This is a genomic window from Winogradskyella aurantia (genome assembly GCF_002266855.1).
Lineage (GTDB): Bacteria > Bacteroidota > Bacteroidia > Flavobacteriales > Flavobacteriaceae > Winogradskyella > Winogradskyella aurantia.
Genome location: NZ_NGJN01000001.1, coordinates 311,405 through 336,284, shown reverse-complemented (window position 1 = coordinate 336,284; position 24,880 = coordinate 311,405). Strand labels below are relative to the sequence as shown.

Here is a 24,880-nt window from a genome sequence, read left to right as displayed (position 1 = left end):
TATGAGTGAGAAATTACCACAAAATAATCAAAATGAGGAGGTTGATTTAGGTCAATTATTCAATGCTATAGGAAAGCTTTTCAATCGGTTATTTGAATTTATTGGAAAAATCTTAAAGGGCATATTCTCAGCTATAATATATCTAATAAAACCATTTGTAGTAAATTTTAAACTCGTATCACTAGTGGTTTTGGGCGCAGCTATTTTGGGTTTCGTTTATGAAAAGCTAGAAAAGCCAATTTACACCTCCGACATGATTGTTAAGCCTTATTTTGACTCTAAATATCAATTATCAAATAATATTGATTATTTCAATGAGTTAATAAATTCTGAACGACTAGACGTTCTTGCTGATATATTTGAGATAGATACTGTTGAGGCTAAATCTTTAAAACGGTTTGATTTAAAGCAGGGTCCCGAATCCCCCAACAAACTATTTCAAGAGTACGATGAATACATACAATCTGTAGACACATCTCTTGTAGATAGTTTGACTTATGAGCAATATGTTGAAAACAGGGATTTATTTTCAGGTGATGTTTATACTATAATAGCGAAATCTTACAGAAAAGATATTTTTCCTAACCTTGAACCTGGATTGAGGAAAACCTTTATTAATGAATTATCAGAGAAAATTAAAGCTAGAAGAGATACCATTTCCGACATTGAAATTCAGAGTTTAGAACAACAATTAAAACGCTTAGATACAATTCAAAAAACATATTTAGAAGTTTTAAAAAATGAATCTGAGCGGAGTAAATTATCTATAGATTTTGGTTCTAGCTTGCCCCTACAGGAATCTAAGACAGAGACCAAAGAATACGAAGTACTATTGAAGGAACTTGAGATAAGACAAGCTTTGAAGAATTTAAGAACAACATTGGCAGAAGAAAACACATACTACGACGTGTTGTCTAATTTTGATGGAATAGGGTCTAAAGAGGTTAGTTTTAAACAGAACTTCACCTTATTATTACCTGTTTTAGCCTTAATTGGATTATTCTTTGCTTTTTTCGGTATTAAGGTCTTTAACTTTATAAAGAACTATGACTAAAAAAATTTTAATTACCGGAGGAGCTGGTTTCATTGGGTCGCATGTGGTTAGGCTTTTCGTTAATAAATACCCAGATTATCATATTTATAATTTGGACGTGCTAACCTATGCTGGAAATTTAGAGAATTTAAAAGATATTGAGCAAAAACCCAACTACACGTTCATTAAGGCAGACATTAATGATGAGCAAAAAATTAATGATCTCTTTCAATCATATCGCTTTGACGCTGTAATTCATTTAGCTGCAGAGTCTCATGTGGACAGGTCCATTGAAGACCCATTGATTTTTGTAAAGACCAATATTATAGGAACCTTAAACTTACTAAACGCCTTCAGATATCTTTGGGCTGACGATTTTAAGGATAAACGCTTTTACCATATAAGTACAGATGAGGTTTATGGTACTTTAGGGTTAAAAGGACTATTTACGGAGAGTACGCCATATGCGCCAAATTCACCATATTCTGCTTCAAAAGCCAGTTCTGACCATTTTGTGAGAGCTTATGGAGAAACATATAAACTGCCTTTTGTGATAACCAATTGCTCAAATAATTATGGGCCAAACCAATTCCCGGAGAAATTAATACCACTTTTTATAAATAATATCATCAATAATAGCCCTCTTCCCGTGTATGGTGATGGTAATTACACCCGCGATTGGCTCTATGTACTTGACCATGCCGCGGCCATAGACCTCGTTTTTCATCAAGGAAACAACAAAGAGACCTATAACATTGGGGGATTTAACGAGTGGAAGAACATTGACCTGGTGAAGTTGCTATGCAAACAAATGGACATTAAGTTAAATAGAGCAGAAGGCACTTCCGAAAGCCTTATAACTTATGTTAAGGATAGGCCAGGACATGATTTGAGATACGCTATTGATGCAACCAAAATTAACAAGGAATTGAACTGGAGCCCATCCGTTACTTTTGAGGAAGGCCTCTCTCAAACTATAGATTGGTATTTAAACAATAAGGAGTGGTTATTACATGTTACAACAGGCGCATACCAAGACTATTATAAAAAACAATATCAGAAATGAAAGGAATAATACTTGCAGGTGGCTCAGGTACTAGGTTGCATCCACTAACTTTAGCAGTTAGTAAGCAGTTAATGCCTATCTATGATAAGCCCATGATCTATTATCCATTATCGACACTTATGTGGTCAGGTATAAAAGAAATCTTAATAATTTCAACACCAGAGCATTTACCGCTGTTTAAGGAATTATTGGGAGATGGGTCAAAATTCGGTTGTCGGTTTGAATATGCAGTGCAAGAAGCGCCTAACGGTCTTGCTGAAGCTTTTATCATAGGAGAGGAGTTCATTGCAGACGATAAGGTCGCGTTAATTTTAGGCGATAATATCTTTTATGGAACGGGACTGGCAGATTTACTGCAACAAAACAATGACCCTGATGGAGGGATAATTTATGCCTATCATGTACATGATCCAGAACGCTATGGCGTTGTTGATTTTGACAGTAATGGCGTAGCGGTTTCCATTGAGGAAAAACCTAAAAAACCTAAATCCAATTATGCAGTTCCCGGTATTTATTTCTACGATAATTCGGTTGTTGATATTGCTAAAAATATTAAACCTAGCCATAGGGGAGAATTAGAAATAACAGATATCAACAAAGAATATCTCAGACAAGGGAAGTTGAACGTAAGTGTTTTAGATAAAGGAACCGCTTGGTTAGACACGGGCACCTTTAAGTCCTTAATGCAGGCGTCTCAGTTTGTTCAGGTAATAGAGGAGCGCCAAGGTTTAAAAATTGGCGCCATTGAAGAAGCTGCTTATAAAATGGGATATATATCCAAAGCTGAATTTCGCGCAATAATTCAGCCATTGGTTAAAAGTGGTTACGGCAAACATTTACTGGGCATATTAGAATCTTAGGTATGGAGATAGAAAAAACAAATCTTGAAGGTTGTTTGGTGTTAAAGCCTAAGGTATTTCAGGATAAAAGAGGCTATTTTTTTGAATCATTCAATCAGCGTACTTTTAACGATGTAACGGGGTTAAATATCAATTTTATTCAGGACAATGAATCGTTTTCGACAAAAGGCGTGTTGAGAGGCTTACATTTTCAAACAGGTGACAAGGCTCAGGCTAAATTAGTTCGTGTCATAAAGGGCGAAATCTTAGATATAGTAGTTGACATAAGACCAGGCTCAAAAACGTACGGAAAATATTTTGCTATTGAACTCACCGAATCCAATAAAAAGCAACTTTTTGTTCCACGTGGTTTTGCACACGGTTATATTGTCTTAAGCGACACAGCTATTTTCGCATATAAATGCGATAACTACTATGACAAAGGCTCAGAAGGAGGAATAATCTTCAACGATCCCGATTTAAATATAGATTGGAAATTAGACGAAGCTGATTTCATCGTTTCAGAAAAAGACTTAGTACTTCCTAAGCTTCAAGATCTTAATATATGAAACAAGTTTTAGTTACTGGAGCTAAAGGGCAATTAGGCCGGTGTCTGCAAAGTATAAGTGATGCATTTAATGATTTTGAATTTCATTTTACAGATATTGCGGAATTAAATATTACAGATTCACAAACTGTTAGCGACTATTTCAAAACGCATAAATTTGATTGGTGTATTAATTGCGCTGCTTATACAGCGGTGGATAAGGCAGAAACCGAGGTTGATAAAGCTAAGTCAATAAATGTAGAAGGGGTTAGACATTTAGCCAAAGCATCAGAAGAGGCTGGTGCTAAATTATTACATATTTCAACAGATTTTGTTTTTGATGGCAAACAGAATATAGCCTACACAGAGAAAATCAAGGCCAACCCATTGAGTGTTTATGGTAAAACAAAATTAGACGGGGAGAATGTAATTAAAGATTTTCTATCGCGTTATTTTATAGTAAGAACCTCTTGGTTATATTCGGAGTACGCTAACAATTTTATGAAAACAATGCTTAGGCTTTCGGAAGATAGAAATGAACTCAGAGTTGTGGTTGACCAAATTGGGACACCGACCTATGCCAAGGATTTAGCCTATTTCATTTTAGAGTTAATAACAAAGGACAGCGAAGATTACGGCATCTATCATTTTAGCAACCTTGGCGTGGCAAGTTGGTATGATTTTGCAAAGGCAATTTTCGAAATAAAGGCCATTGATGTTACGGTTAATGCAATTAAATCGGAGTCCTTTCCAACACCCGCACAACGCCCTGTATTTAGTGTTCTAGACACAACAAAAACAAAAGAAACGTTTGACTATAAAATCCCATTCTGGAGAGACAGTCTTAAATTGGCATTAATGAACCTAAAATGAATATACACCTAGAAATCGCAATACAAGCCGCACTGAGTGCCGGTGAAGAAATAATGAAAATTTATAATGGGGACATTGCGATTGAATATAAAGAAGATGATTCTCCCCTTACCCAAGCAGATACGAGAGCGAACACTATTATAAATTCTTTTTTAAAACCTACTAGAATACCTATTATCAGCGAAGAAAATAGGCAAATTGATTTTGAGGATAGGAAGAGCTGGCAACGATGTTGGATAGTTGACCCTGTAGATGGCACCAAGGAGTTCATTAAGCGAAATGGTGAATTCACGGTTAATATAGCCTATGTAGAAAAAGGACACCCCGTGTATGGAGTTATTTATGTTCCGGCAACCATGACCTTATATTTTGGGAATGTTGAAAGCGGGGAGGCTTTCAAGTCCCAGCTTAAAAAACACAACGCCAACATAAGTGAGGTAGCGGATAGTTCTTCAAGGCTAAATCCAAAGATTGCGGGTTCAAGTATTGTTGAGGTAGTTGGCAGTAGGTCCCATATGAGCCAGGAGACTTTAGATTTTGTAGAAAACTTAAAAAAAGGTGGCAAAGATATTAAGATAGTGTCTAAAGGAAGTTCATTGAAGTTTTGTCTTGTGGCAGAAGGGAGTGCGGATGTATACCCCAGGTTTGCACCAACAATGGAGTGGGATACTGCAGCTGGCCAAGCTATATGCAATGCAGTAGGAATAGAAGTTATTTCAGAGGAAACAAAAAAACCACTACTTTACAATAAAGAGAACCTTCTTAACCCGTGGTTCATAGTGTCCAAAAACCAATAGATGGCCAAACTTAAAAAGTCCTCACATATTCGAAGTGTTTTAAAAGGTGTCTCATGGCGTATAATTGCCACCACAGACACCATTTTGGTAGTGCTATTAGTTACTTGTTTGTTGGGCCAATGTAGCATGGATAATGCGCTGAAAATTGGAGCATCGGAGTTTTTATTGAAGTTGTTTATTTTTTATATACATGATAGGATTTGGCTGGAGGTGCTCAACAAGCGCGCAACAGAAACTTACGAGCTGGTTTACAAATCTATTTCATGGCGAATTGTGGCGACCTCCACAACATTTCTTATTTCTGGTTATATATTAAAAGCTTTTGATGAAGTAGCTTTGTATATCGCCTTAACCGAACTGTTTACCAAATTCATTCTATATTATTTTCATGAAAAGTTATGGTTGAAATTACCTTTAGGTAAAATTCGAAATTTTATATTTGGCACAAGAAAATAACTTATGAAGAAAAATATTGTTCCACATAATTATCAAATCTCAAGGATTCAACGTCAATCCCAAAATAGGCATAATTCATTTTTAATTTGGTTTACAGGTTTGTCAGGCTCAGGAAAGTCTACAATAGCCAACCTTGTTGAGTACGCGCTTCATGAACAGGGCATAAGGACCTATGTGTTAGACGGCGATAATATTCGAAATGGCATTAATAAGGACTTAACGTTTTCTCCAGTGGATAGATCTGAGAACATAAGAAGAATAGCAGAAGTGGCTAATTTAATGATAGATGCAGGCATTGTGGTCCTCGCTGCTTTTGTTTCTCCTTATAAAAAAGATCGAAAAAATATTTGTGAAATCGTTAGTTCTGATAACTTTGTTGAAATCTATGTTAACACCTCAATTGAAGAGTGTGAGAAACGAGATGTAAAGGGGCTTTACCACAAAGCTCGACAAGGTCAAATCAAGAACATGACTGGAATTTCGGCACCTTACGAAGCTCCGGAAAACCCAGATATAGAAATAAGAACCGAATTTGAGTCGGTAGACGAATCTGTGAGAAAGGTTTTAGATTATATCAACTCAAAATTAAAAATGAACAAATGAGCAAGTATTACCTAAATTATTTAGATGAATTAGAGAGCGAGGCCATTTATGTTTTGCGCGAAGTTTGGGCCCAATTTGATAATCCAGTTATATTATTCTCAGGAGGAAAAGACTCCATTTTGGTGACCCACTTGGCTAAAAAAGCATTTTACCCATCAAAGATTCCATTCCCTTTAATGCATGTAGACACAGGTCACAATTTTCCTGAAACTATCCAATTCAGGGATGATATCATAAAGGAGCTTGGAGTTGACTTAATTGTGGGGTCTGTGCAAGAATCAATAGACCAAGGGCGTGTTGCAGAGGAACGAGGTAAAAACGCTACACGTAATGCATTGCAAATCACAACGCTTCTCGATGCTATAGAGTCAAATAAAATTGATTGTGCTATCGGTGGAGGTAGAAGGGATGAAGAAAAAGCTAGAGCCAAAGAACGATTCTTTTCTCACAGGGACGATTTTGGACAGTGGGACCCCAAGAATCAGAGGCCAGAGCTTTGGAATCTTTTTAATGGTAAGTATTTCGAAGGAGAACACTTTAGAGCCTTTCCTATAAGCAATTGGACGGAAATGGATGTTTGGAATTATATTAAGCGCGAAAATATCGCTATACCTTCTTTGTATTTTGCCCATGAGCGCCAGGTTGTTTGGAGACAGAATTCTTGGATACCAAATTCTGAGTTCTTAGTACTTGAAGAACACGAAGAAGTGGTGGTTAAGAAAGTAAGATTTCGAACCTTAGGAGATATCACCATTACGGGCGGTATAGAGTCAGATGCCGATACTTTAGAGAAGATTGCAGATGAAGTCTCAGGAATGCGTCAAACGGAGCGAGGCAATAGAAGTGATGATAAACGCTCAGAATCAGCTATGGAGGACCGCAAGAGACAAGGCTATTTTTAACCAAAAAAACATTAACATGCTAGATAACAATCAGCTTTTACGTTTTACAACTGCAGGAAGTGTGGATGATGGGAAAAGTACGCTTATTGGGCGTTTGCTATACGACTCCAAATCAATTTTTGAAGATCAATTACAAGCCATAGAGTCTACCAGTAAAAAGAAAGGTCATGACGGTGTGGATTTGGCGCTATTTACAGATGGGCTTCGCGATGAGCGTGAGCAAGGGATAACCATAGATGTGGCTTATAGATACTTTACCACACCAAAGCGTAAGTTTATAATTGCAGACACGCCTGGACATATTCAATATACGAGAAATATGGTGACAGGTGCTTCAACGGCTAATGCTGCGATAATACTAGTTGATGCTAGACATGGAGTTATAGAGCAAACAAGACGGCACTCCTTCATTGCTTCCTTATTGCAGATACCTCACGTTATTGTCTGTATCAATAAAATGGATTTGGTAGATTTTTCTGAGGAAATATATAACAAGGTCATAGACCAATTTGAAGAGTTTTCTTCCAAGATGCTGATTAAGGATGTTAGGTTTATACCTATAAGTGCATTGCTTGGAGACAATGTTGTTAATCGGTCAGAAAACATGAACTGGTACCAAGGCGCGCCTTTGCTTCATACGTTAGAAACCATGCACATCAGTAGTGATATAAATAAGGTTGATGCCAGATTTCCTGTTCAAACAGTACTTAGGCCACAAAGGAAAGGTTTTATAGATTATAGAGGTTATGCAGGTAGGGTAACCGGTGGTGTATTTAGAAAAGGAGATGATGTTGTGGTATTGCCCTCAGGATTTACGAGCAAGATTAAATCAATCAACCTGAACGATAGGGACTTAGATGAAGCCTATGCACCCATGTCGGTTGCGATAACCCTAGAGGACGACATCGATATTAGTAGAGGTGACATGATTACACGTTCTAAAAACACCCCCGAAGTTGTTCAGGATATTGAGGTGATGTTGTGTTGGCTAAATAATGATTCTGCTAAACCAAGGGCAAAATATAGCATAAGGCATACCTCTAACGAGCAGAAGGCTATGATTAAGGAGGTGGTTTATAAGTACGATATAAATACGCTTATGCGCAGGAAGGATGACTTAAGCCTTAATATGAACGATATAGCAAAAGTAAAGATTAGAACTACAAAACCCTTAATGGTAGATTCTTACAGGGAAAATAGATCAACCGGAAGTATTATTTTAATTGACGACACCACAAATGAAACCGTAGCTGCAGGAATGATAGTATAAGCCTTGAGTTGGTTAATGTCGCTTTAGATTCTTGGGCCTAAAGTTTGGATTACAGAAAGTGGAATAGTAAAAATGGTAAAGGAAATTCAAAAAATTTTTGGCGATAAAGATTATCGGGAAATTCTATTTAAGAGTAGTCACTTTTTAATTTTTAGATTACTAGGTTTTATTGTTGCATACGGGTTTTCCTTTTACATCATTAAATCTTTTGGAGAGCAAGTTTATGGCTATGTGGCCTTAGGCCTAACATTATTTTCAATTTTGGTCGTGTTTGGTAAAATGGGTTTTGACATTCATTTAACCAAAAAGTTTTCTGCTTATGATGATCTTGATATAGGGTTTTCATACTATAATATAAGTGTTGTTGTAGCCTCATTTTTCTCTATTGTAGGATCTGGATTCTTATATATTTTTGCAGAAGAGATTTCCATTAAATTTTTTAATAAACCAGAATTTACAGAATATCTTAAATGGACAGTACTGGCAGTTCCTATATGGACCATAGTACTTATAAACTCAGGTGTATTAAGAGGGGTTAGGCAGAATGCTGTTTTTTCCTTTATCAATTTTTTTTCGAGGTTTTTCGTTACACTAATAGTTGTTTTTATTATAGCGGGGTCTAGTTTTAAAAATGGATACGTGATAATGAAAAGTCATTTTTATGCTATTCTGTTTATTTTTATTTTTTCGAGTATTCTCACCTTAAGATTTAAGAAGAAAAATTCCAAATTTAAAAAGATAGAAGATACCTGGACGTATATTTTAGAGACTATTCCCTTGATGTCTTCAACATATTTTTATGTTTTATTACTGTGGTCAGACAAAATCATCTTAGGAGTTTTTGAGACAGAGGTAAATATTGGGGTATATGATATAGTAACAAAAATGGCAATTGTTATAACCTTTACCTATGAAGCCATAAATTCCATTTTAGCACCAAAAATTTCTGATGCTTTTCATAAGAATGATTTCGAATTGTTACAAAAGAATGTTAGGTTTTCTGTGCGAACAACCTTTATTACCGGTCTAGGTATTTTCATTGCCATATTAGTTTTTCACAGACTTATTTTAGGCTATTTGGGAGAGGTTTACCTTTCAGGCATTTATCCTTTAATGATACTTTGTGTAGGTAAAATATTGATTAGCTTATTTGGCCCTGTAAGCGACATACTACAGATGACAGGGCACCAAGGGGTTTATAGTAGAATAATGTTCATAACTATGCTTTTAAATTTTTTATTGAATTATGTACTTATAAAGAAGATTGGTATTACAGGCGCCGCCTTGGCAACGAGCATTGCTTTATTGAACATGTTTGTAATTTCACATATCTACATAAGGAAAAGACTAAAAATCAATTCTTTTCTTGTATGAAAATCTCGGCGCTATGATTAATATGATAAAGGGAAAGATTGAGCAAGCAGCTCGATTGGTTTTTGTCAATAGCCTAACGTTTTTAAACGAGTCTGTAATTATCGTTGAATACCCTAAATCTGGAGGGTCGTGGCTTGGGCAATTAGTGTCTAATTACCTAGACATTCCCTTTCCTAGAAATAAGTTTCCTAGTCTAACCAAATCTGTATATCACAGTCACTACCAACCCAAGTACTTTATCCCAAGAAATAATAAAATTTTATGGTTAGTTAGAGACGGTAGAGATGTATATGTCTCCTTCTATTATCATCAACTAATTTGGAGCAACAAAAATAAATTAGACCCCAAAACAGTGATATACACAAGGAAACAACTTCGTCTTGAGGATTATAATAATGTTAAGAAAAACATGCCAGAATATTTGGAGTATTCCTTCACGCACACACCGTCAAAAGCCCATTATTTTAATTTTCCAGGTAATTGGGCTAATTATAATACTAAATGGAAAGACGAGTTAAATCGAAATAGGGATAATATTTATTTATTAAAATACGAAGACCTTCTTCATAACACAGAATCGACAATGAGAAGTTTATTGTCTGACTTTTTTGAAGTTGAAATTGATGAGCAAAGGCTTGCCGAGGTTATACATAAATTTTCTTTTGAAAACCAAACTATGCGAAAGAAAGGTGAAGAAGATACTGGTAGTTTTTTAAGAAAAGGGATTGAGGGCGATTGGAAAAACTATTTTAATGAGGAAGCTAAAAATATATTTAAAACCTACGCAGGAAAGGAATTAATAGACTTTGGCTATGAAGACGATTTAAATTGGTAAATTAGATTTTCATCTTTGATTTTTAAGTTGCAGCGTAAAAAATAATTATTTACATCTTAACAAGTGTATGATTTCAAAATTTAAAAATAACACATTAGTCTTTATTTTAGTGTTAGCTTCTTTTATGGGTTGCAAAGACCAAAAACCCAAGGAAAAAGAAACAACTGAAAACGAGCAAACTAAAAAGGAAAATAGCCGTGATTTAAATCTTTTTTTTGATGGTGTTTTTAGCAATGACGACGAGGTAGTACTTCACTTTGAGGATATTGAAGGAATGGATTCTATAAGAAATTCTCTAAAAGGAATGCCAAATAATTGGCAAAGAGTAACATATCGTTTCCCCGAGGAAACCATACCATACGGGTTTTCATTAACTTTTTCGGATGAATCCACAAACAAAATAAAATTTGATAAAATTGTATTAAACCGTATGGATGATAGAATAATTATCAAAGATTCAACACTATTGGTTTATTTTAAATTGAAAAATCTACAGCACAGGTTTGAAGGAAATAAGCTAATTTTAGAAAAATCCTCACAAAATGGGAGCGCTCAGATAATATCGAAAGAGAATCTTAATAGTAGGATAGAAAACAGATATACGCAATACTAAATAATTAAATAATCCATTTTGTTATTAGGAGTTTTTCTCTTTACTGTTTTTTTAGGCTTAGTCTTTTTTCTCTTTAGGGTTTTAAAATACTTAATAATAAGCCCTACCTATATATTCATATTCTTTAATCTAATCATGGTAATTCTTTCTGTACCGTATTATTTTTTCTATGAGGAGAAATTTTCAATAGCGGAGGTAGATGAAATTACGTCTATGCAGTTTTGGGATGTTTTAAACATGTATTTAATTGCCAATATTGCGTTTATTATCGGGTTTTTAATTTATCATAAAGTATCAACCTCAAGAATAAAAGAAGTTTATAACCGCGATTTAAATTATAGCCTATTCACTAAATATAAAATCCCATCCTATTTTTCTAAAATAGCGTATATATTAAGCTTTATAGTAATAGTTTGTTATCTAGCCACATATGGTGATATGTTGCTTCAGAGACAGGAGTATATTCCCATATTTGACAAGAAGTTTTTAATAACAATAGCGAAAGTACTATCGCTTGTATGCTCAATTATATTAGGGTTAATATATAGCAAGAATAAGCCATTAAGTGTTGTTTTAATTATTACAATATTGGTTTTTACCTTTGGAACAGGCTCTAGGATTTCCTTTCTTATTTTGATGTTATACTTTTTAACTATCTTTCAAATGACGGGTAATACAAGGGCTAACAAGCTACGATTTCTCCTTCAAATTATACTATCCTTTGTTTTCTTATCGTATTTAATATCACTACGCCAGTTAAAAGAGCACGGCGTCATTCCCTATATAGCTACACTTTTTACGGAAGATTCTCAAATTCTCGAATCTATTGCTTTCAATATATATTACTCCTTTGTATTTGGTTTATTTGCAACGGCAAGAACGTTGAGCGAGTCAGACCCTAATTGGTATTACATCTACGTTAGTGTAAACCCTCTACCCGGAAGTATTGTTGGTTGGCCAGATGTAGCTAAAGAATTAATGATAACTAGGTTTATGCCATATACCCTTCACGGTCAAGTTTTTAAAATGGGTTATACATTTCTAATAGTTTTCTTTTTTATTTTGGGAGTTGTTTTCTCGTTTTTTGAAAAAGTGATACGAAAGTATCTCATAAGAGGAAAGAAAAGAACAGCCGTTCTTTTTGCTTTAATATTGGCTTTGTTTGTGTTCTACAGTTTTGAATATCATCTGAGGTCAGCCTTAAGATATATATATTATGCCTACTTCATTTTATTAGTTATATGGTTTCTGAATATGATGTGGAAACTTCTACCAAAAAAAGTAGTAGAATGAAAATACTTATTATAGGACCATTTCCAGAACCAACAACGGGTTTGTCTTTATCTAATGAAGTTGTGCACAAGGGCTTATTAGATAGGGCTAATATTAAAGTTTCAAAAATAAACATGTCGTTACAGAATTTTGAAGAATCTGTAGGGGCATTTTCACTTAAAAAGGCAATTTTTTTCCTAAGAATTAGTTTAAAAGCATATCAAGTTTTTAAAAACGATATAATTTACATAACCATTGGCCAAAGTTTTTTTGGAGTATTGAAATATGCATTATTCATTTATTTGTCGAAGATGGCCGGAAAACAGATTATAATTCATCTTCATGGCAATACTTTAATAAATACTTACAATCAATCAACACCTTCGAAAAAGAAAATATTGAGATCAATATTGTCAAAAACCTCTAAGGCTATAGTTCTTTCAGAATCTTTAAAGGCAAATTTTAAGCCGTTTATTCAAGCAGAAAGAGTTTTCGTCTTAAACAATTTTGTGGAGCATTATTTGTTTTTAAAGGAACAGGAACGACAAGAAAAAACATATAATAAATTAAAAATAGTTTATCTCAGTAACCTCATGACTGAGAAAGGAATATTTTACTTCCTTGACGCATTAGAAATGCTGAATCAAAGTGGTGTAAAGTTTGAGGCTAGATGTGCGGGAAACATTGATTTTACTCTGAAAAGCCAGATATTGGATAATTTTGAAAAGATAAAAAACGCAACATATCTAGGTGTGGTCAAAGAAAACGAAAAAAGAGAACTTTTAAAATGGGGTAACGTTTTTGTTTTTCCTTCTTATTTAGTTGAAGGTTTGCCTTTAGCTATTTTAGAGGCTATGGTGACAGGAAATATAATTGTTAGCACCGAGCACCAGGCATTGAGAGATTATTTTGACTCCACTAATATTCATTATATTGATAAAAAATCAAAAGAAGATATAGCCGCTAAACTGACAGAATTAAATAATCAGCTCGGAGAACAAAAAACAATGCTAAATAAAAATTACAAATACACGGATGCATTAAATGAAGGTGCATTTGTAAACAACTTACTTAATATAATCCAAAAGAATTGACTAGACCAACAAAACAAAATCTTGAGCTCTATAAAAACCCAAAAGGCTTTAGAGGCAGGTCGGCCGTAACCGTGCAGTTATGGTGGTTGGTACACTTTTTTTTATTTAAACCTTCACCACAATTTTTGTATGGTTGGAGACGATTTTTGGCTAGGTCCTTTGGAGCTAAGATTGGTAAAAATGTATTATTGAGGCCTTCAGTTCAAATGACCTATCCTTGGAAAGTTTCAATTGGTGATAATTCTTGGATTGGAGATGAGGTCGTATTGTATTCCTTGGGAAACATTGACATAGGCTCAAACAGTGTAATTTCTCAGAGATCATATCTATGTACGGGTTCTCACGATTACACCGATGTAAGTTTCCCAATCTACGAAAATCAAATAAAAATTGGAAACGAGTGCTGGATTGCAACAGATGTCTTTGTTGCACCGGGTGTAGTAATTGGAGATAGAGCCGTTATCGGTTCTCGCAGTACGGTATTAAAAGGCGTAGAAGAAGGAACCGTGAATATTGGCTCTCCTTGTAGAATGATTAAAAAACGATGAAGAATATAACTATAATCGGTGTAAACTACTACCCTGAAGATAGTGCAATAGGACTGTATACCACGCAAAAAGCGGAATATTTAACCCAAAGAGGTTTCAATGTCTCTGTAATAACGGGATTTCCATATTATCCGTATTGGAGAATAAATGAAGATTACAAACAAAAAGACAAATATTATGTTGAAAAAATCAATGGTGTTAGCGTATACAGATACAAACAATATGTACCACAAAACCCTACTTTTGTTAAGCGAATAAAACATATTCTAAGCTTTACAATAGGGAGTCTATCTAATTTGAATAAAGTGCCAAAACCAGCTGTTGTAATTGCTATAGTGCCATTTACTTCAGCTATATTTTTAGGATGGCTGTTAAAGTTAAAGTATAAGTCTAAGTTATGGGTGCATATTCAGGATTTTGAATTTGACGCTGCTCTTGAATCAGGTTTAGTCAACAAGAACAAGTCAATTATTTTTAAATTTCTATTTTTTGTTGAACGGTTTTTATTAAAAAGAGCAGATGTTTTAAGCACCATTAGCAAAGGAATGATGGAAAAGTTAGAGCGCAAAACAAAAAAAAAGGGCTTTTATTTAACCAACTGGTTAGACACAGATATATTTAATAAGCAATTCAACGAACCACATCCCTATTTATCCGATAAAAATACGTTTAAGATATTATACTCAGGAAATATCGGGGCAAAACAAGATTGGGATGTTTTTTTCCTACTTCTAGACAAGCTAAAGAAACATGAAAAAATAGAGGTTATAGTTGTGGGAGAAGGAGCAAACAGAAAATTTGTTGAAGCTAAACTAAAGGATTATAAGTTTACGCAATACTACAAACCCGTTCCTTTTAGTCAATTACCACAGCTTTTAGCTAGTGCCGATTTGCATGTGCTGTTTCAAAAAGACAATGTTATTGATACTGTAATGCCCTCAAAAATTTTGGGAATGATGGGAAGCGGTAATCCATCAATTGTTACAGGTAATTTGGATTCTGAAGTAAAGGTGATTTTTGAATATGCTTCAGCAGGTTATTATTATAGTAATAATCAGTTAAATGAGATTGTAGAAAAACTTCTGAAGTTGAAAATGGATAGTAGATTAAGAAATGAATTAGGAAATTCAGCGAAAGACTACGTCAATGAATTTTATTCTAAAGAGGCAGTCATGACTAATTTTATGAATGAATTAGAGAGGGTGTTATCATGAAGAATCGATTGCTTCAGTTTTGTTTAGTGCTTTTCGCTCTTTTCATTCTAATGCCCTCAGAGAAAAGAGGCATTTTGGTTGTAATATTTGGTTTGGTGGCCGTAATGGCTGCTCCTCAAAAACCAGACATTAAACAACTAAAGGTATTTATTATAAATGCCTCTCCATTTTTAGTATATCTCATTAGTGCTCTTTGGTATTTTGATGCTCAGCAAACACCCAAAAAACTTGAAACCGGGCTTTCAATATTGGTTTTACCATTCATATTTGCCATAGTAAACAAAAACAGCTTATTTAGTCAAAAGACTAAGACGCTTTTTTTTAAACTTTTCATACTATCATCAGCGATTTTTTCTCTGATAATAATATTGTATTTCGCTTATCTAGGATACTTTAACGGAACAAGGACGTATGGTTATTGTCTGGCACAAGTCACGAATAATCTTCCTATATGGTCAGATCACCCAATTTATATTTCAATTATACTATGCTTGTCTATTATATTTTCATATCAATTATATGCTACAGGTCTTAAGAGAAGAGACAAAATAATGTTAGTAGCATTAATTTTCGTTATTATAGCTACTGTACTATTTCTTTCAAGAAGAGGACCTATTTTAGCTTTAATTATTTCGTTTATTCCTCTCTTAAATAATTTATTTAAAAGAACGGGAAAAAAGAAACTACTACTACTACGCATAGGTGCTATTGTGCTGATTCTTTCAGGATGTATTATAGTATTTGTTAAGCCAATAAACAAAAGGATTTTAGAGGTTGTTAATGTAAAAACCTATCTAGGGAAAAATGAAACAAATTCCGTTAATAATAGAGTTCAAATTTATAAATGCGCTATTGAACTCATTGAAAACAAACCAATTTTTGGTTATGGTATTGGACGGGATAAAAAAGAACTTTACGATTGTTACAAAGAAAACCTTTACTATCTGTACGAAAATAAGTTTAATACCCATAATCAATATTTTAGTATACTTCTTCGGTCAGGAATAATTGGCTTTATCATTTTTCTTTGCTTTATGTGTTATAATTATAATATTGCAATAAGGTCTGGTGATTTAATATTTTTAAGCATATTATTATTTTATACTGTAATTTTTCTATTCGAAAATGTTTTGGAAAGACAAAATGGTGTTATATTTTTTGCATTTATCATTAATTATTTTGCTTTTAGGAACCTAAACTATAAAGAAGAGCAATAATGATTTATTTTTACGATGAATTATGGTCTTTACCTTTGTTCGAAGACAAGATAAAGTTTAAGTAAAAATAGAATAAATCAATACTTAAGGTTGCTTGGAAAAAAGTAACAGCAAAGTTCAAAAAATTTATAAAATCACTTTTTGTAATTAAGACAAATTTCAAATCAATTCAGTCAAATTGAGTTTATTTAAACACGGCAGATACTCAGGATATTTAAGACCCATTTCTTACTTAATAGATTTATCTATAATTAATGGTATAGCCTTTATTTATTTGCTGAAAGACAAAGATCCTTTCACCTTTATGCTTTTCATATCAATTGGGTGGGTTTTGTTGTCTGTTTACAGTAATTTTTATGAAGTCTACAGGTACACACGGCCTGTTAGTATTCTATCCTTGGCTCTAAAGCAGGGGGTATTTTTCTTGTTTTTGGTTTTTGCTTTTTCTGGACTATACCACGAGCTTGAAATATACCCAGGCCCTATTGTAAAATATAGCTTATTGTGTTTTTCAATAATAATCATAATAAAGTTTACCATTTATTATTTGCTCCAGAAGTATAGGGTGTCCTTTGGAGGAAATTATAGAACAACGGTAATTTTTGGATCTAATAAAAAAACATTAGCACTTGAGACTTTTTTTAATAAAAACCCAGAATATGGTTATCTACATAGGAAAACATTTGCGTTTAAGACTAAAGATGTCTCTTTGGACGATGCTTTTGAGTTTGTTTTAAGAGAAAGAATAGAAGAGATTTATTGTTCTATTTCAGAACTATCGAATTCCCAAATTACTGAAATCGTTGATTTCGCGGATAATAATCTCAAAATATTAAAATTTATTCCAGACAGTAAGGAGATTTACTCTAAAAGACTGAATTATGAGTATTACGATTACATACCTATTCTTACCTTACGAACAATACCTTTGGAGGATTCGGTGAATTTGTTTATTAAACGGTCGTTTGATATTTTATTTTCGGGTTTGGTAATTGTATTTATCCTATCATGGCTTACGCCAATTTTGGCAATACTTATAAAATTGGAGTCAAAAGGCCCGGTGTTTTTCAAGCAATCTAGAAATGGTTTTAATTATAAGGAATTTGACTGCTATAAATTTAGATCAATGATGCCAAATGAAGACGCTCATTTGTATCAGGCAACACGCAGGGATGAGCGTGTCACCAAGGTGGGTAAGTTTATTAGAAAGACAAGTATTGATGAGCTCCCTCAATTTTTCAACGTTCTGTTTGGAGACATGTCAATTGTTGGTCCTAGACCTCATATGGTCAGTCACACAAATATGTATGCCAAACGAATAGACAAATTTATGGTAAGGCATTTTGTTAAACCCGGGATAACAGGATTAGCACAAACCAGTGGCTACAGAGGTGAAGTCGAAAGCGATAAGGATATTATTGGACGTGTAAAATATGATATTTTTTATATTGAAAATTGGTCCTTACTACTCGATTTAAAAATTATTGTTCAAACTTTTATCAACGCGGTAAAGGGCGACGATAAGGCATATTAAATTTTAGCCTCTAACGCCAAAAGCTGTTCTGAAAAATTGAAATGCTTAATAGCCGTTAATCGAATCTTAGATTTGACATCATAACCAACATCCTTTAACTCTATAGACTTTAAAACTGAATTTAGACTTGCATAATTACCCTCTTGAGCTACCCAACCAAGCTGATAGGTTTTGATTATTCGCTCTCCTTCACCACCGCCAAAATAAACCAAGGGAAGTCCAAGCATAGCGTATTCAAATATCTTTGAGGGTACAGAACCATAAATGCGATTCAATAATGGGATTAGTGCTAAATCGTATGATATTAGTTCTTTATGAAGTTCCTTTCGTTGAAATTCGCCGTGATAATATACTGGTAACTCTTTATTCTCCTTAACAAATCGAGTTATTTGATTTTCTTCAGCTCCTGCGCCGTAAATGTGAAATTCAATCCTGTCATATTCCAGATTTTCGCATAACTTTAAAATACCCTGAGCAACACCTAAAAGGCCAGCATAGACGATTTTTATTTTTTTTGCTGGTGCTGCTGTCTTTGGAATTTCGGGAATTGGGAATTCGGGATAGTTTCGATATAAGAAAGTTTGCTTGTTAGGGAAAATGGATTTTACGTGACTCAATATTTCTTTACTTTGCCCTAAAACCAAATGCGCATTTTTATAATTAAAACGTTCAATTTTTTCTAGTACCTTATAACTAAAGTTTTTTTTAAACGCACCCAAGTCTAGGCCAGCTTTGGGCCAAAGGTCACTTACATTTAGAATAAGTTTACGGTTTCTTTTGTTTAAAAATAACACACTGGTAAATGCCACCAACAGTGGTGGGGATTGTACAATAACAATTTTGGGTATTTTTTTAAAAGTATAAAAAGATAAAAGGCTGATTCCATAGGATAGCATTGCCAATAATCTTAAAACCTTATTTTTTGAATTGCTTGCGTAAATCCATAGTCGGTGAACGGTTATATTATTTTCAACTGATGTTCTTATGAGTTTTCCTTTATAATCCTTAAAAATTCTTCCAGTTGGGTAATTAGGCAAGGGTGTTACAACCGTTACGTTGTATCCTTGTTTACAAAGACCGTCAGCCAATTGAAAGATTCTGTTAGAAGCAGCACCAGTTTCCGGAGGATAATAGCTCGTTATAATAAAAATATCTTTCATTGCTCTTTATGGAGAATAGAGGGTTGTTAGATGCTCTACAATACGTTCTGCAGCTTTACCGTCCCAAAGTTGTGGCTTTTCCCCTTGTTTCCAGTTTCCGGCCCATAAAATTTTAAAGGCATTTTCAATTTTTTTGGGATCATCCCCAACCAACATATTCGTGCCAATAGTGCAAGTCTCGGGTCTTTCGGTATTATGCCTCAGGGTTATACAAGGAATATTCATGACGGTAGTTTCCTCTGTAATGCCACCAGAATCAGTAATAACGGCAAATGCATTTTTTACTAAATAATTGAAACGCAGATAACTTTGAGGTTCTACATAATGGAGATTGTCAAAAGTTAAGTTTAATTCTTGCAAATGCTTTTTGGTTCTTGGGTGCACTGGAAAAACAACAGGAAAACCTTTAGAGAGACTAATTATTTTAGAAACTAAACGTTTTAATTGTTGTGCTTCGTCAACATTGCTAGGCCTGTGGAGCGTCATAACAAAATAACCACCTTTTTTGAGGTGGTGTTTGTCAAAAAAACTAGGCTTTTTAAAATGGGACATGTGGTTGGTTAAAGTGTCTATCATCACGTTACCAACAAAAAATATTCGTTCATCTGGGATGCCTAAACGTTTTAAGTTGTCGTTTGCATACGCCGAGGTGGTAAAAAAATAATCACTCAAACTATCTGTCACAATTCTGTTAATTTCTTCAGGCATGCTCATATCACCCGATCTAATGCCCGCTTCAACATGTGCCACATCAATTCCAGCTTTTTTAGCTACAATAGTGCAGGCCATAGTTGACGTAACATCCCCAACAACCATAACCAAATCAGAGGGGTTTTCTATCAGTTCCTTTTCAAAAGCAATCATAATAGCAGCCGTTTGCTGCGCTTGAGTACCACTCTTTACATCTAAGTTAATATGTGGTTGAGGTATATTTAACTCTTCAAAAAATGAATCGCTTAAGTTCTTGTCGTAATGCTGGCCAGTATGAACCAAACGAAAATCAATGGTAAACCCTGTCTTTTTTTTATCTTGTAGAGCTTTTATTATAGGTGCGATTTTAATAAAATTAGGTCTTGCTCCTGCAACAATGGTTAGTGTCATTTCTATTGGTTTATTAACGAGACAAATTGTTTTAACTTCCCGGCTTCGGTCCTTTTAAGAGACTCTAAACGTTCAAACTCAATGGTTATTCCTGGTTCTAAATAGCGCTTCATCTCCGCTGTAATAGCCTTTTGTTTTGTTTCTGATAATACCTCTTTACTAATATATTTTACTTTAAAGTGTTCTTTAGTATGCTGTTCAATTATAAATTCGCCGACATTTCCATCGTCTTCAATAACACTTTTTGTAATGTAGTAAAACGTTAACCCTGCAGCTTCCTTGCCACTGGGCAAAATAGCAATATCATTTGTTCTGCCTGTTAATTTCTCTAAAATAGGCTTTTTAGAAGAGCTTTTCAGAGACAAGATACCAAGGTCTCCAAGGTCATATCTAATAAAAGGATGAGCTTTATTGTAAAGTGAGGTTACAACGATTTTGCCCTCTTGACCATTTTTAAGCCTATGGTTGTTATGGTCTAAGATTTCTACAAATAGGGTCTCACTATTCACTTGCCATTCATCATTTGGGTTTTGAAAAGCAATTAACCCCAACTCTGATGCTCCATATTCGTTTATAACTGGAATACCAAACTGATTTTGGAGTAAAATTTTATCATCATCGAACAACATTTCTGCAGTAGCCACACATAGCCTGAGGCTTGGACAAATTGTCTTTAGTAAAAGGTTTTTTTTATTCAAAAACTTGGCAAATCGAACAATACTACTCGTGTAGCCATTAATGTATTCGAAAGGGATAGATTCAAATTTTTTTAAAGAACTTTCGAAAGAGGTATCGCTTAAGTCAAATATGGAGAATCTATATCGGTTGCTAAAAAAATCTTTAAATCGTTCTTTATAATAGCCTTTTTTATCGAGAGGAATCCCATAAAAACGTGCTTGTTTAGAGGTGTTGAAATCAATTCCATACCACGAGAATCGGTTCATAATTTCTGCCCAAGTCAGCGCATGACTCCACTTATCCTTGGCAAAGACAAATGGGTGACCTGAACTTCCAGATGTTTTATTAATGTAAACGTTTTTTCTAGTGAAACCTCTTGACAATCTGTTCTCTAGAGGTTGTTGGAGCTCCTTTTTGCCAATAACAGGAACGGTATTCCAGTCATTGACATCAATAGATTTACCGTAGGATTTATAAAACGGGTTGTGTTCTAAATGATAGGTCAAAATGGCCTTTCGTTGCTGTTCAATATAATCTGTATATTGATGTTCTGGGACGTTCTGAATTTCAGTAAAAACCTGCCGAGCTTTAGCTATCGCAAAGCCATTCAGTTTCAAAGAAAAATCAAATAAGCGCAAGTTGTATAAAGGACTTAAGGTTTGCGTAAAATAATTGTTTTTTCATCTTAAAACCAATTATTTTTGCCCAAAGAAAAAATAATCATGAACATTTTAGTACTTGGTTCTGGAGGACGAGAACACACCTTTGCTTGGAAGATTGCACAAAGCAAGCAGTGCAATGGTTTATTTGTAGCCCCAGGAAACTCAGGAACAGAAGAGATTGCAACCAATTTGAATATCGCAGTGACCGATTTTAATGCCATAAAACAGGCTGTGCTTGAAAAAAATATAGATATGGTTGTTGTTGGCCCAGAGGACCCTTTGGTGCAAGGAATCCATGATTTTTTCTTAAACGACGAAGCATTAAAGAAAGTAAACGTTATAGGCCCTCAAAAGGCTGCGGCCCAACTAGAGGGCAGTAAGGAATTTGCTAAAGAGTTCATGATGCGTCATAAAATTCCGACTGCTGCATATAAAAGTTTTACAAAACACAATTTGGACGAAGGCTACAAATTTTTAGAGTCCTTAAAACCGCCATATGTGCTTAAAGCAGATGGTTTAGCAGCAGGCAAAGGCGTGTTGATTCTAAGTAATTTAGATGAGGCTAAGACAGAATTGAAGCATATGTTGGTTGAGGCAAAGTTTGGTAATGCAAGCAACAAGGTAGTTATTGAAGAGTTTTTAGACGGTATTGAATTGAGTTGTTTTGTTTTGACCGATGGCGATAATTACAAAATACTACCTACGGCAAAAGATTACAAGCGCATTGGCGAAGGTGATACAGGTCTTAATACCGGCGGTATGGGAGCAGTCTCTCCCGTACCTTTTGCAACACCAGACTTTCTTAACAAAATTGAGGCCAAAGTCGTGAAACCCACGGTTGATGGTTTAAAGAAAGACAACCTGCCCTATATAGGTTTTATATTCATCGGTTTAATCAAGGTTGGCAATGAACCCAAGGTTATAGAATATAATGTTAGAATGGGAGATCCTGAGACGGAAGTAGTTCTACCAAGACTAAAAACAGATTTAGTTGAAATTTTTAAAGGGATGTCTAACAGAACATTGTCAGACATTGATTTAGAAATTGATCAACGGGCGGCTACCACTGTTATGCTTGTCTCTGGAGGATATCCGGAGGCCTATGAAAAGGGTATGGAAATCTTCGGTATCAATGATGTTAGCGATTCCTTGGTCTTTCACGCGGGTGCCAAATCTGTTGACGGAAAAATAGTGACATCAGGTGGGCGTGTCTTAGCAATCACATCCTTTGGCGCTACTTACCAAGAGGCCATAAAAAAATCTTACCAAAGCATAAATAAATTATGTTTTGATAAGATGTATTATCGTAAAGATATAGGTTTTGATTTATAGATAAGAGTGTGCGGTAACACTTTTGTCCTCTTCGTTATTGGCATTGAATTTAGCCAATTGCATCATCCAGTAGATAAAAGCGACAAAACCAATCAACATAAAAATCCAAGACACACTATTGGCGGCGAACCAGCTCTCTAATTCCAATGCTCTTAACTTGTCGAATGGTAGAAATAATCCATTGACAAATAAATCTTGTATTCCGTAAAAGAAATCTTTCATAACTTTTTAAATTTACGAAACAAAAATACAAAAAGACTTAATGATTACAAGCATATTCAGTAAATCTAAACCTATAAACTTAGTTATAGTTGGTCTTTTTATCGTATTGGTATTTGTATTTACAAATTATCAAGTCTTATTTGTAGATTTTGGAACAACTTTAAAGGCTATTTCAAGGCTTTTCTTATCTGTATTTTTTATTTTTTTATTGCGTTTTATTATAGCCAAAAATAAGCTCGCCCAAAGCAATGGTTACGCTATAATGACGTTTGGTTTGCTAATTTTTATGTTTCCACAGGTGATGAAAAATAGTGACTTGTTGCTTGCAAATGCTTTTATTCTTTTCGCGTTGCGGAGGCTGCTAAGTTTACATTCAAATATTGATGTTAAAAAGAAATTGTTCGACGCGGGTTTTTGGATTGCGTTGGCCACGCTCTTTTATTTTTGGGCTATTTTATTTTTTGCTTTGGTCATCGTTGCCTTGATTTATCATTCACAAAATGATACTAAAAATGTAATTGCTCCCTTTGTAGGTGTTGCGACCCTTTTCATTTTACTTATGGTTTATAATATTTTCACCTACGATGTTTATATAAAGCCATCTAATTTTGGGCGTTATGCTAGCTTGGATTTTACAGCATATAATGGTAAGGGAAATGTCTTAAAGCTTACTGTATTATTTACAGCATTAGTATGGACCTTAATTTATTTTTTTAAGACTTTACCTAACAAGAACAAAAAATTAAGACCCTCCTACTTTCTAGTGGCCTGGTCCACTGTGTTGGCTCTTTTAGTAGCGATAATCGCACCCGTTAAAAATGGGAGTGAATTTATTTTCTTGTTTGCGCCCTTTTCAATTGTTATGGCGAATTATATTGAATTTATTACAGAGCGCTGGTTCAAGGAAGTATTTATCGTGCTTTTTATAGTTACACCTTTAATAAGTTTATTGTTGTAGTTTTTCGCCAAAAGCCAAATCGCCTGCATCACCTAGACCGGGAATAATGTAGCCTTTATCATTTAGCTTTTCATCAATTGCTGCAATCCACAGATGCGTGTTTGGTCCGAAGGCTTCCGAGACAAAATCGACACCTTTTTGAGCGCCAATGACGCTTACCAAATGAACACTTTTTGACACTCCAAAAGGTTTTAGAGCTTCAAAAGTAGCTACCATAGACTGTCCAGTGGCCAACATGGGGTCAGCAAGGATTAAGGTTTTGTCGTTTAAATTTGGGCAAGCTAGATATTCTACAATAATCTCAAAACTTTCGGGGTTATCTTTGTGATGCCTGTAAGCCGAAATAAAAGCGTTTTCCGCAGCGTCAAAATAATTTAATAGGCCGTTGTGGAGGGGAACACCTGCTCTTAAAATAGAACACAAGACCACATCTTGTTGGTATAGCTTAGTTTTAGATTCGCCAAGAGGTGTTTTGATAGTGTGATTTTTGTAATTCAGGGATTTACTCAGTTCATATCCTAAAATTTCACCAATTCGTTCAATATTACGCCTGAATCGCATGCTGTCTTTTTGAATGGTCTCATCTCGGATTTCAGAAATGAAAGTATTTAGTACCGAAGGCTCTTTAGAAAGGTTGTGAATCTGCATGCAAGATGATTTTATACAATGGCTAAGTTAAT

The 24,880-nt window shown here is 34.6% G+C and carries 26 protein-coding genes; 21 read left to right on the top strand and 5 right to left on the bottom strand.

Annotation, left to right across the window (positions count from 1 at the left end; all coding sequences use genetic code 11):
• Window position 1 precedes the first annotated feature (1 nt).
• The 19 genes from CA834_RS01570 (at window position 2) to CA834_RS01480 (ending at window position 18,087) form a co-directional block, all read left to right on the top strand.
• Window positions 2-1,054, top strand: coding sequence for a hypothetical protein (locus CA834_RS01570; RefSeq protein WP_094966905.1), 1,053 nt, complete (start codon window positions 2-4; stop codon window positions 1,052-1,054).
• Window positions 1,047-2,099: a dTDP-glucose 4,6-dehydratase gene (rfbB, locus tag CA834_RS01565; RefSeq protein ID WP_094966904.1), complete on the top strand. Its 1,053-nt coding sequence runs from the start codon at window positions 1,047-1,049 to the stop codon at window positions 2,097-2,099. The genes CA834_RS01570 and rfbB overlap by 8 nt, the downstream gene beginning before the upstream one ends.
• Complete coding sequence (rfbA, locus tag CA834_RS01560; RefSeq protein WP_094966903.1) at window positions 2,096-2,959, top strand: glucose-1-phosphate thymidylyltransferase RfbA; 864 nt, start codon at window positions 2,096-2,098, stop codon at window positions 2,957-2,959. The genes rfbB and rfbA overlap by 4 nt, the downstream gene beginning before the upstream one ends.
• Window positions 2,960-2,961: 2 nt before the next feature.
• Window positions 2,962-3,507: a dTDP-4-dehydrorhamnose 3,5-epimerase gene (gene rfbC, locus CA834_RS01555; protein ID WP_094966902.1), complete on the top strand. Its 546-nt coding sequence runs from the start codon at window positions 2,962-2,964 to the stop codon at window positions 3,505-3,507.
• Window positions 3,504-4,358 (top strand): dTDP-4-dehydrorhamnose reductase, encoded by an 855-nt coding sequence (gene rfbD, locus CA834_RS01550; protein WP_094966901.1) that lies wholly within the window; start codon window positions 3,504-3,506, stop codon window positions 4,356-4,358. The genes rfbC and rfbD overlap by 4 nt, the downstream gene beginning before the upstream one ends.
• On the top strand, window positions 4,355-5,155 hold the full coding sequence (gene cysQ, locus CA834_RS01545; protein WP_094966900.1) for a 3'(2'),5'-bisphosphate nucleotidase CysQ: 801 nt from the start codon (window positions 4,355-4,357) through the stop codon (window positions 5,153-5,155). The genes rfbD and cysQ overlap by 4 nt, the downstream gene beginning before the upstream one ends.
• Entirely contained in the window at window positions 5,156-5,611 is a 456-nt protein-coding gene (locus CA834_RS01540; RefSeq protein ID WP_094966899.1) for a DUF2061 domain-containing protein, read from the top strand.
• Window positions 5,612-5,614: 3 nt separating this feature from the next.
• On the top strand, window positions 5,615-6,214 hold the full coding sequence (gene cysC / locus CA834_RS01535) for an adenylyl-sulfate kinase (RefSeq protein ID WP_094966898.1): 600 nt from the start codon (window positions 5,615-5,617) through the stop codon (window positions 6,212-6,214).
• The gene (cysD, locus tag CA834_RS01530) at window positions 6,211-7,116 is read left to right on the top strand and encodes a sulfate adenylyltransferase subunit CysD (protein WP_094966897.1); all 906 of its coding nucleotides are present in this window, start codon (window positions 6,211-6,213) and stop codon (window positions 7,114-7,116) included. The genes cysC and cysD overlap by 4 nt, the downstream gene beginning before the upstream one ends.
• Window positions 7,117-7,132: 16 nt before the next feature.
• Entirely contained in the window at window positions 7,133-8,386 is a 1,254-nt protein-coding gene (locus CA834_RS01525; protein WP_094966896.1) for a sulfate adenylyltransferase subunit 1, read from the top strand.
• A gap of 72 nt (window positions 8,387-8,458) precedes the next feature.
• Complete coding sequence (locus CA834_RS01520) at window positions 8,459-9,760, top strand: oligosaccharide flippase family protein (RefSeq protein ID WP_094966895.1); 1,302 nt, start codon at window positions 8,459-8,461, stop codon at window positions 9,758-9,760.
• Window positions 9,761-9,773: 13 nt separating this feature from the next.
• Complete coding sequence (locus CA834_RS01515) at window positions 9,774-10,595, top strand: sulfotransferase domain-containing protein (RefSeq protein ID WP_094966894.1); 822 nt, start codon at window positions 9,774-9,776, stop codon at window positions 10,593-10,595.
• A 67-nt stretch (window positions 10,596-10,662) separates the two neighbouring features.
• On the top strand, window positions 10,663-11,208 hold the full coding sequence (locus tag CA834_RS01510; RefSeq protein WP_094966893.1) for a hypothetical protein: 546 nt from the start codon (window positions 10,663-10,665) through the stop codon (window positions 11,206-11,208).
• 135 nt (window positions 11,209-11,343) lie between these two features.
• The gene (locus tag CA834_RS01505) at window positions 11,344-12,501 is read left to right on the top strand and encodes an O-antigen polymerase (RefSeq protein ID WP_094966892.1); all 1,158 of its coding nucleotides are present in this window, start codon (window positions 11,344-11,346) and stop codon (window positions 12,499-12,501) included.
• Window positions 12,498-13,574, top strand: coding sequence for a glycosyltransferase family 4 protein (locus CA834_RS01500; RefSeq protein ID WP_165764736.1), 1,077 nt, complete (start codon window positions 12,498-12,500; stop codon window positions 13,572-13,574). Before CA834_RS01505 ends, CA834_RS01500 begins: the two co-directional genes overlap by 4 nt.
• The gene (locus CA834_RS01495; protein WP_094966890.1) at window positions 13,571-14,122 is read left to right on the top strand and encodes a WcaF family extracellular polysaccharide biosynthesis acetyltransferase; all 552 of its coding nucleotides are present in this window, start codon (window positions 13,571-13,573) and stop codon (window positions 14,120-14,122) included. The genes CA834_RS01500 and CA834_RS01495 overlap by 4 nt, the downstream gene beginning before the upstream one ends.
• Window positions 14,119-15,336: a WcaI family glycosyltransferase gene (locus tag CA834_RS01490; protein ID WP_094966889.1), complete on the top strand. Its 1,218-nt coding sequence runs from the start codon at window positions 14,119-14,121 to the stop codon at window positions 15,334-15,336. The genes CA834_RS01495 and CA834_RS01490 overlap by 4 nt, the downstream gene beginning before the upstream one ends.
• Window positions 15,333-16,553: an O-antigen ligase family protein gene (locus CA834_RS01485; protein ID WP_094966888.1), complete on the top strand. Its 1,221-nt coding sequence runs from the start codon at window positions 15,333-15,335 to the stop codon at window positions 16,551-16,553. The genes CA834_RS01490 and CA834_RS01485 overlap by 4 nt, the downstream gene beginning before the upstream one ends.
• 178 nt (window positions 16,554-16,731) lie before the next feature.
• On the top strand, window positions 16,732-18,087 hold the full coding sequence (locus CA834_RS01480; RefSeq protein ID WP_094966887.1) for an exopolysaccharide biosynthesis polyprenyl glycosylphosphotransferase: 1,356 nt from the start codon (window positions 16,732-16,734) through the stop codon (window positions 18,085-18,087).
• Here the strand turns inward: CA834_RS01480 and CA834_RS01475 are convergent.
• The 3 genes from CA834_RS01475 to CA834_RS01465 are packed head-to-tail and all read right to left on the bottom strand — an operon-like array spanning window position 18,084 to window position 21,664.
• Window positions 18,084-19,247, bottom strand: coding sequence for a glycosyltransferase family 4 protein (locus CA834_RS01475; protein WP_094966886.1), 1,164 nt, complete (start codon window positions 19,245-19,247; stop codon window positions 18,084-18,086). The two genes, CA834_RS01480 and CA834_RS01475, sit on opposite strands and share 4 nt — an antisense overlap.
• Before the next feature lie 6 nt (window positions 19,248-19,253).
• The gene (gene wecB, locus CA834_RS01470) at window positions 19,254-20,348 is read right to left on the bottom strand and encodes a non-hydrolyzing UDP-N-acetylglucosamine 2-epimerase (RefSeq protein ID WP_094966885.1); all 1,095 of its coding nucleotides are present in this window, start codon (window positions 20,346-20,348) and stop codon (window positions 19,254-19,256) included.
• 2 nt (window positions 20,349-20,350) lie between these two features.
• Window positions 20,351-21,664 carry a phenylacetate--CoA ligase family protein gene (locus CA834_RS01465; RefSeq protein ID WP_094966884.1) on the bottom strand — a complete coding sequence of 438 codons (1,314 nt, stop codon included), beginning with the start codon at window positions 21,662-21,664 and terminating at the stop codon, window positions 20,351-20,353.
• Between the two features lie 84 nt (window positions 21,665-21,748).
• Here CA834_RS01465 and purD point away from each other — a divergent pair, with 84 nt between their 5' ends.
• Entirely contained in the window at window positions 21,749-23,020 is a 1,272-nt protein-coding gene (gene purD, locus CA834_RS01460) for a phosphoribosylamine--glycine ligase (protein WP_094966883.1), read from the top strand.
• On the opposite strand, the gene CA834_RS01455 is transcribed toward purD, so the two are convergent.
• Window positions 23,015-23,242, bottom strand: coding sequence for a DUF6341 family protein (locus CA834_RS01455; protein WP_094966882.1), 228 nt, complete (start codon window positions 23,240-23,242; stop codon window positions 23,015-23,017). The genes purD and CA834_RS01455 overlap by 6 nt on opposite strands.
• A 40-nt stretch (window positions 23,243-23,282) precedes the next feature.
• On the opposite strand from CA834_RS01455, the gene CA834_RS01450 reads away from it, so the two are divergent.
• On the top strand, window positions 23,283-24,200 hold the full coding sequence (locus tag CA834_RS01450; RefSeq protein WP_094966881.1) for a DUF6427 family protein: 918 nt from the start codon (window positions 23,283-23,285) through the stop codon (window positions 24,198-24,200).
• Here CA834_RS01450 and upp read toward each other — a convergent pair.
• Window positions 24,189-24,848, bottom strand: coding sequence for a uracil phosphoribosyltransferase (upp, locus tag CA834_RS01445; protein ID WP_094966880.1), 660 nt, complete (start codon window positions 24,846-24,848; stop codon window positions 24,189-24,191). The genes CA834_RS01450 and upp overlap by 12 nt on opposite strands.
• Window positions 24,849-24,880 lie beyond the last annotated feature (32 nt).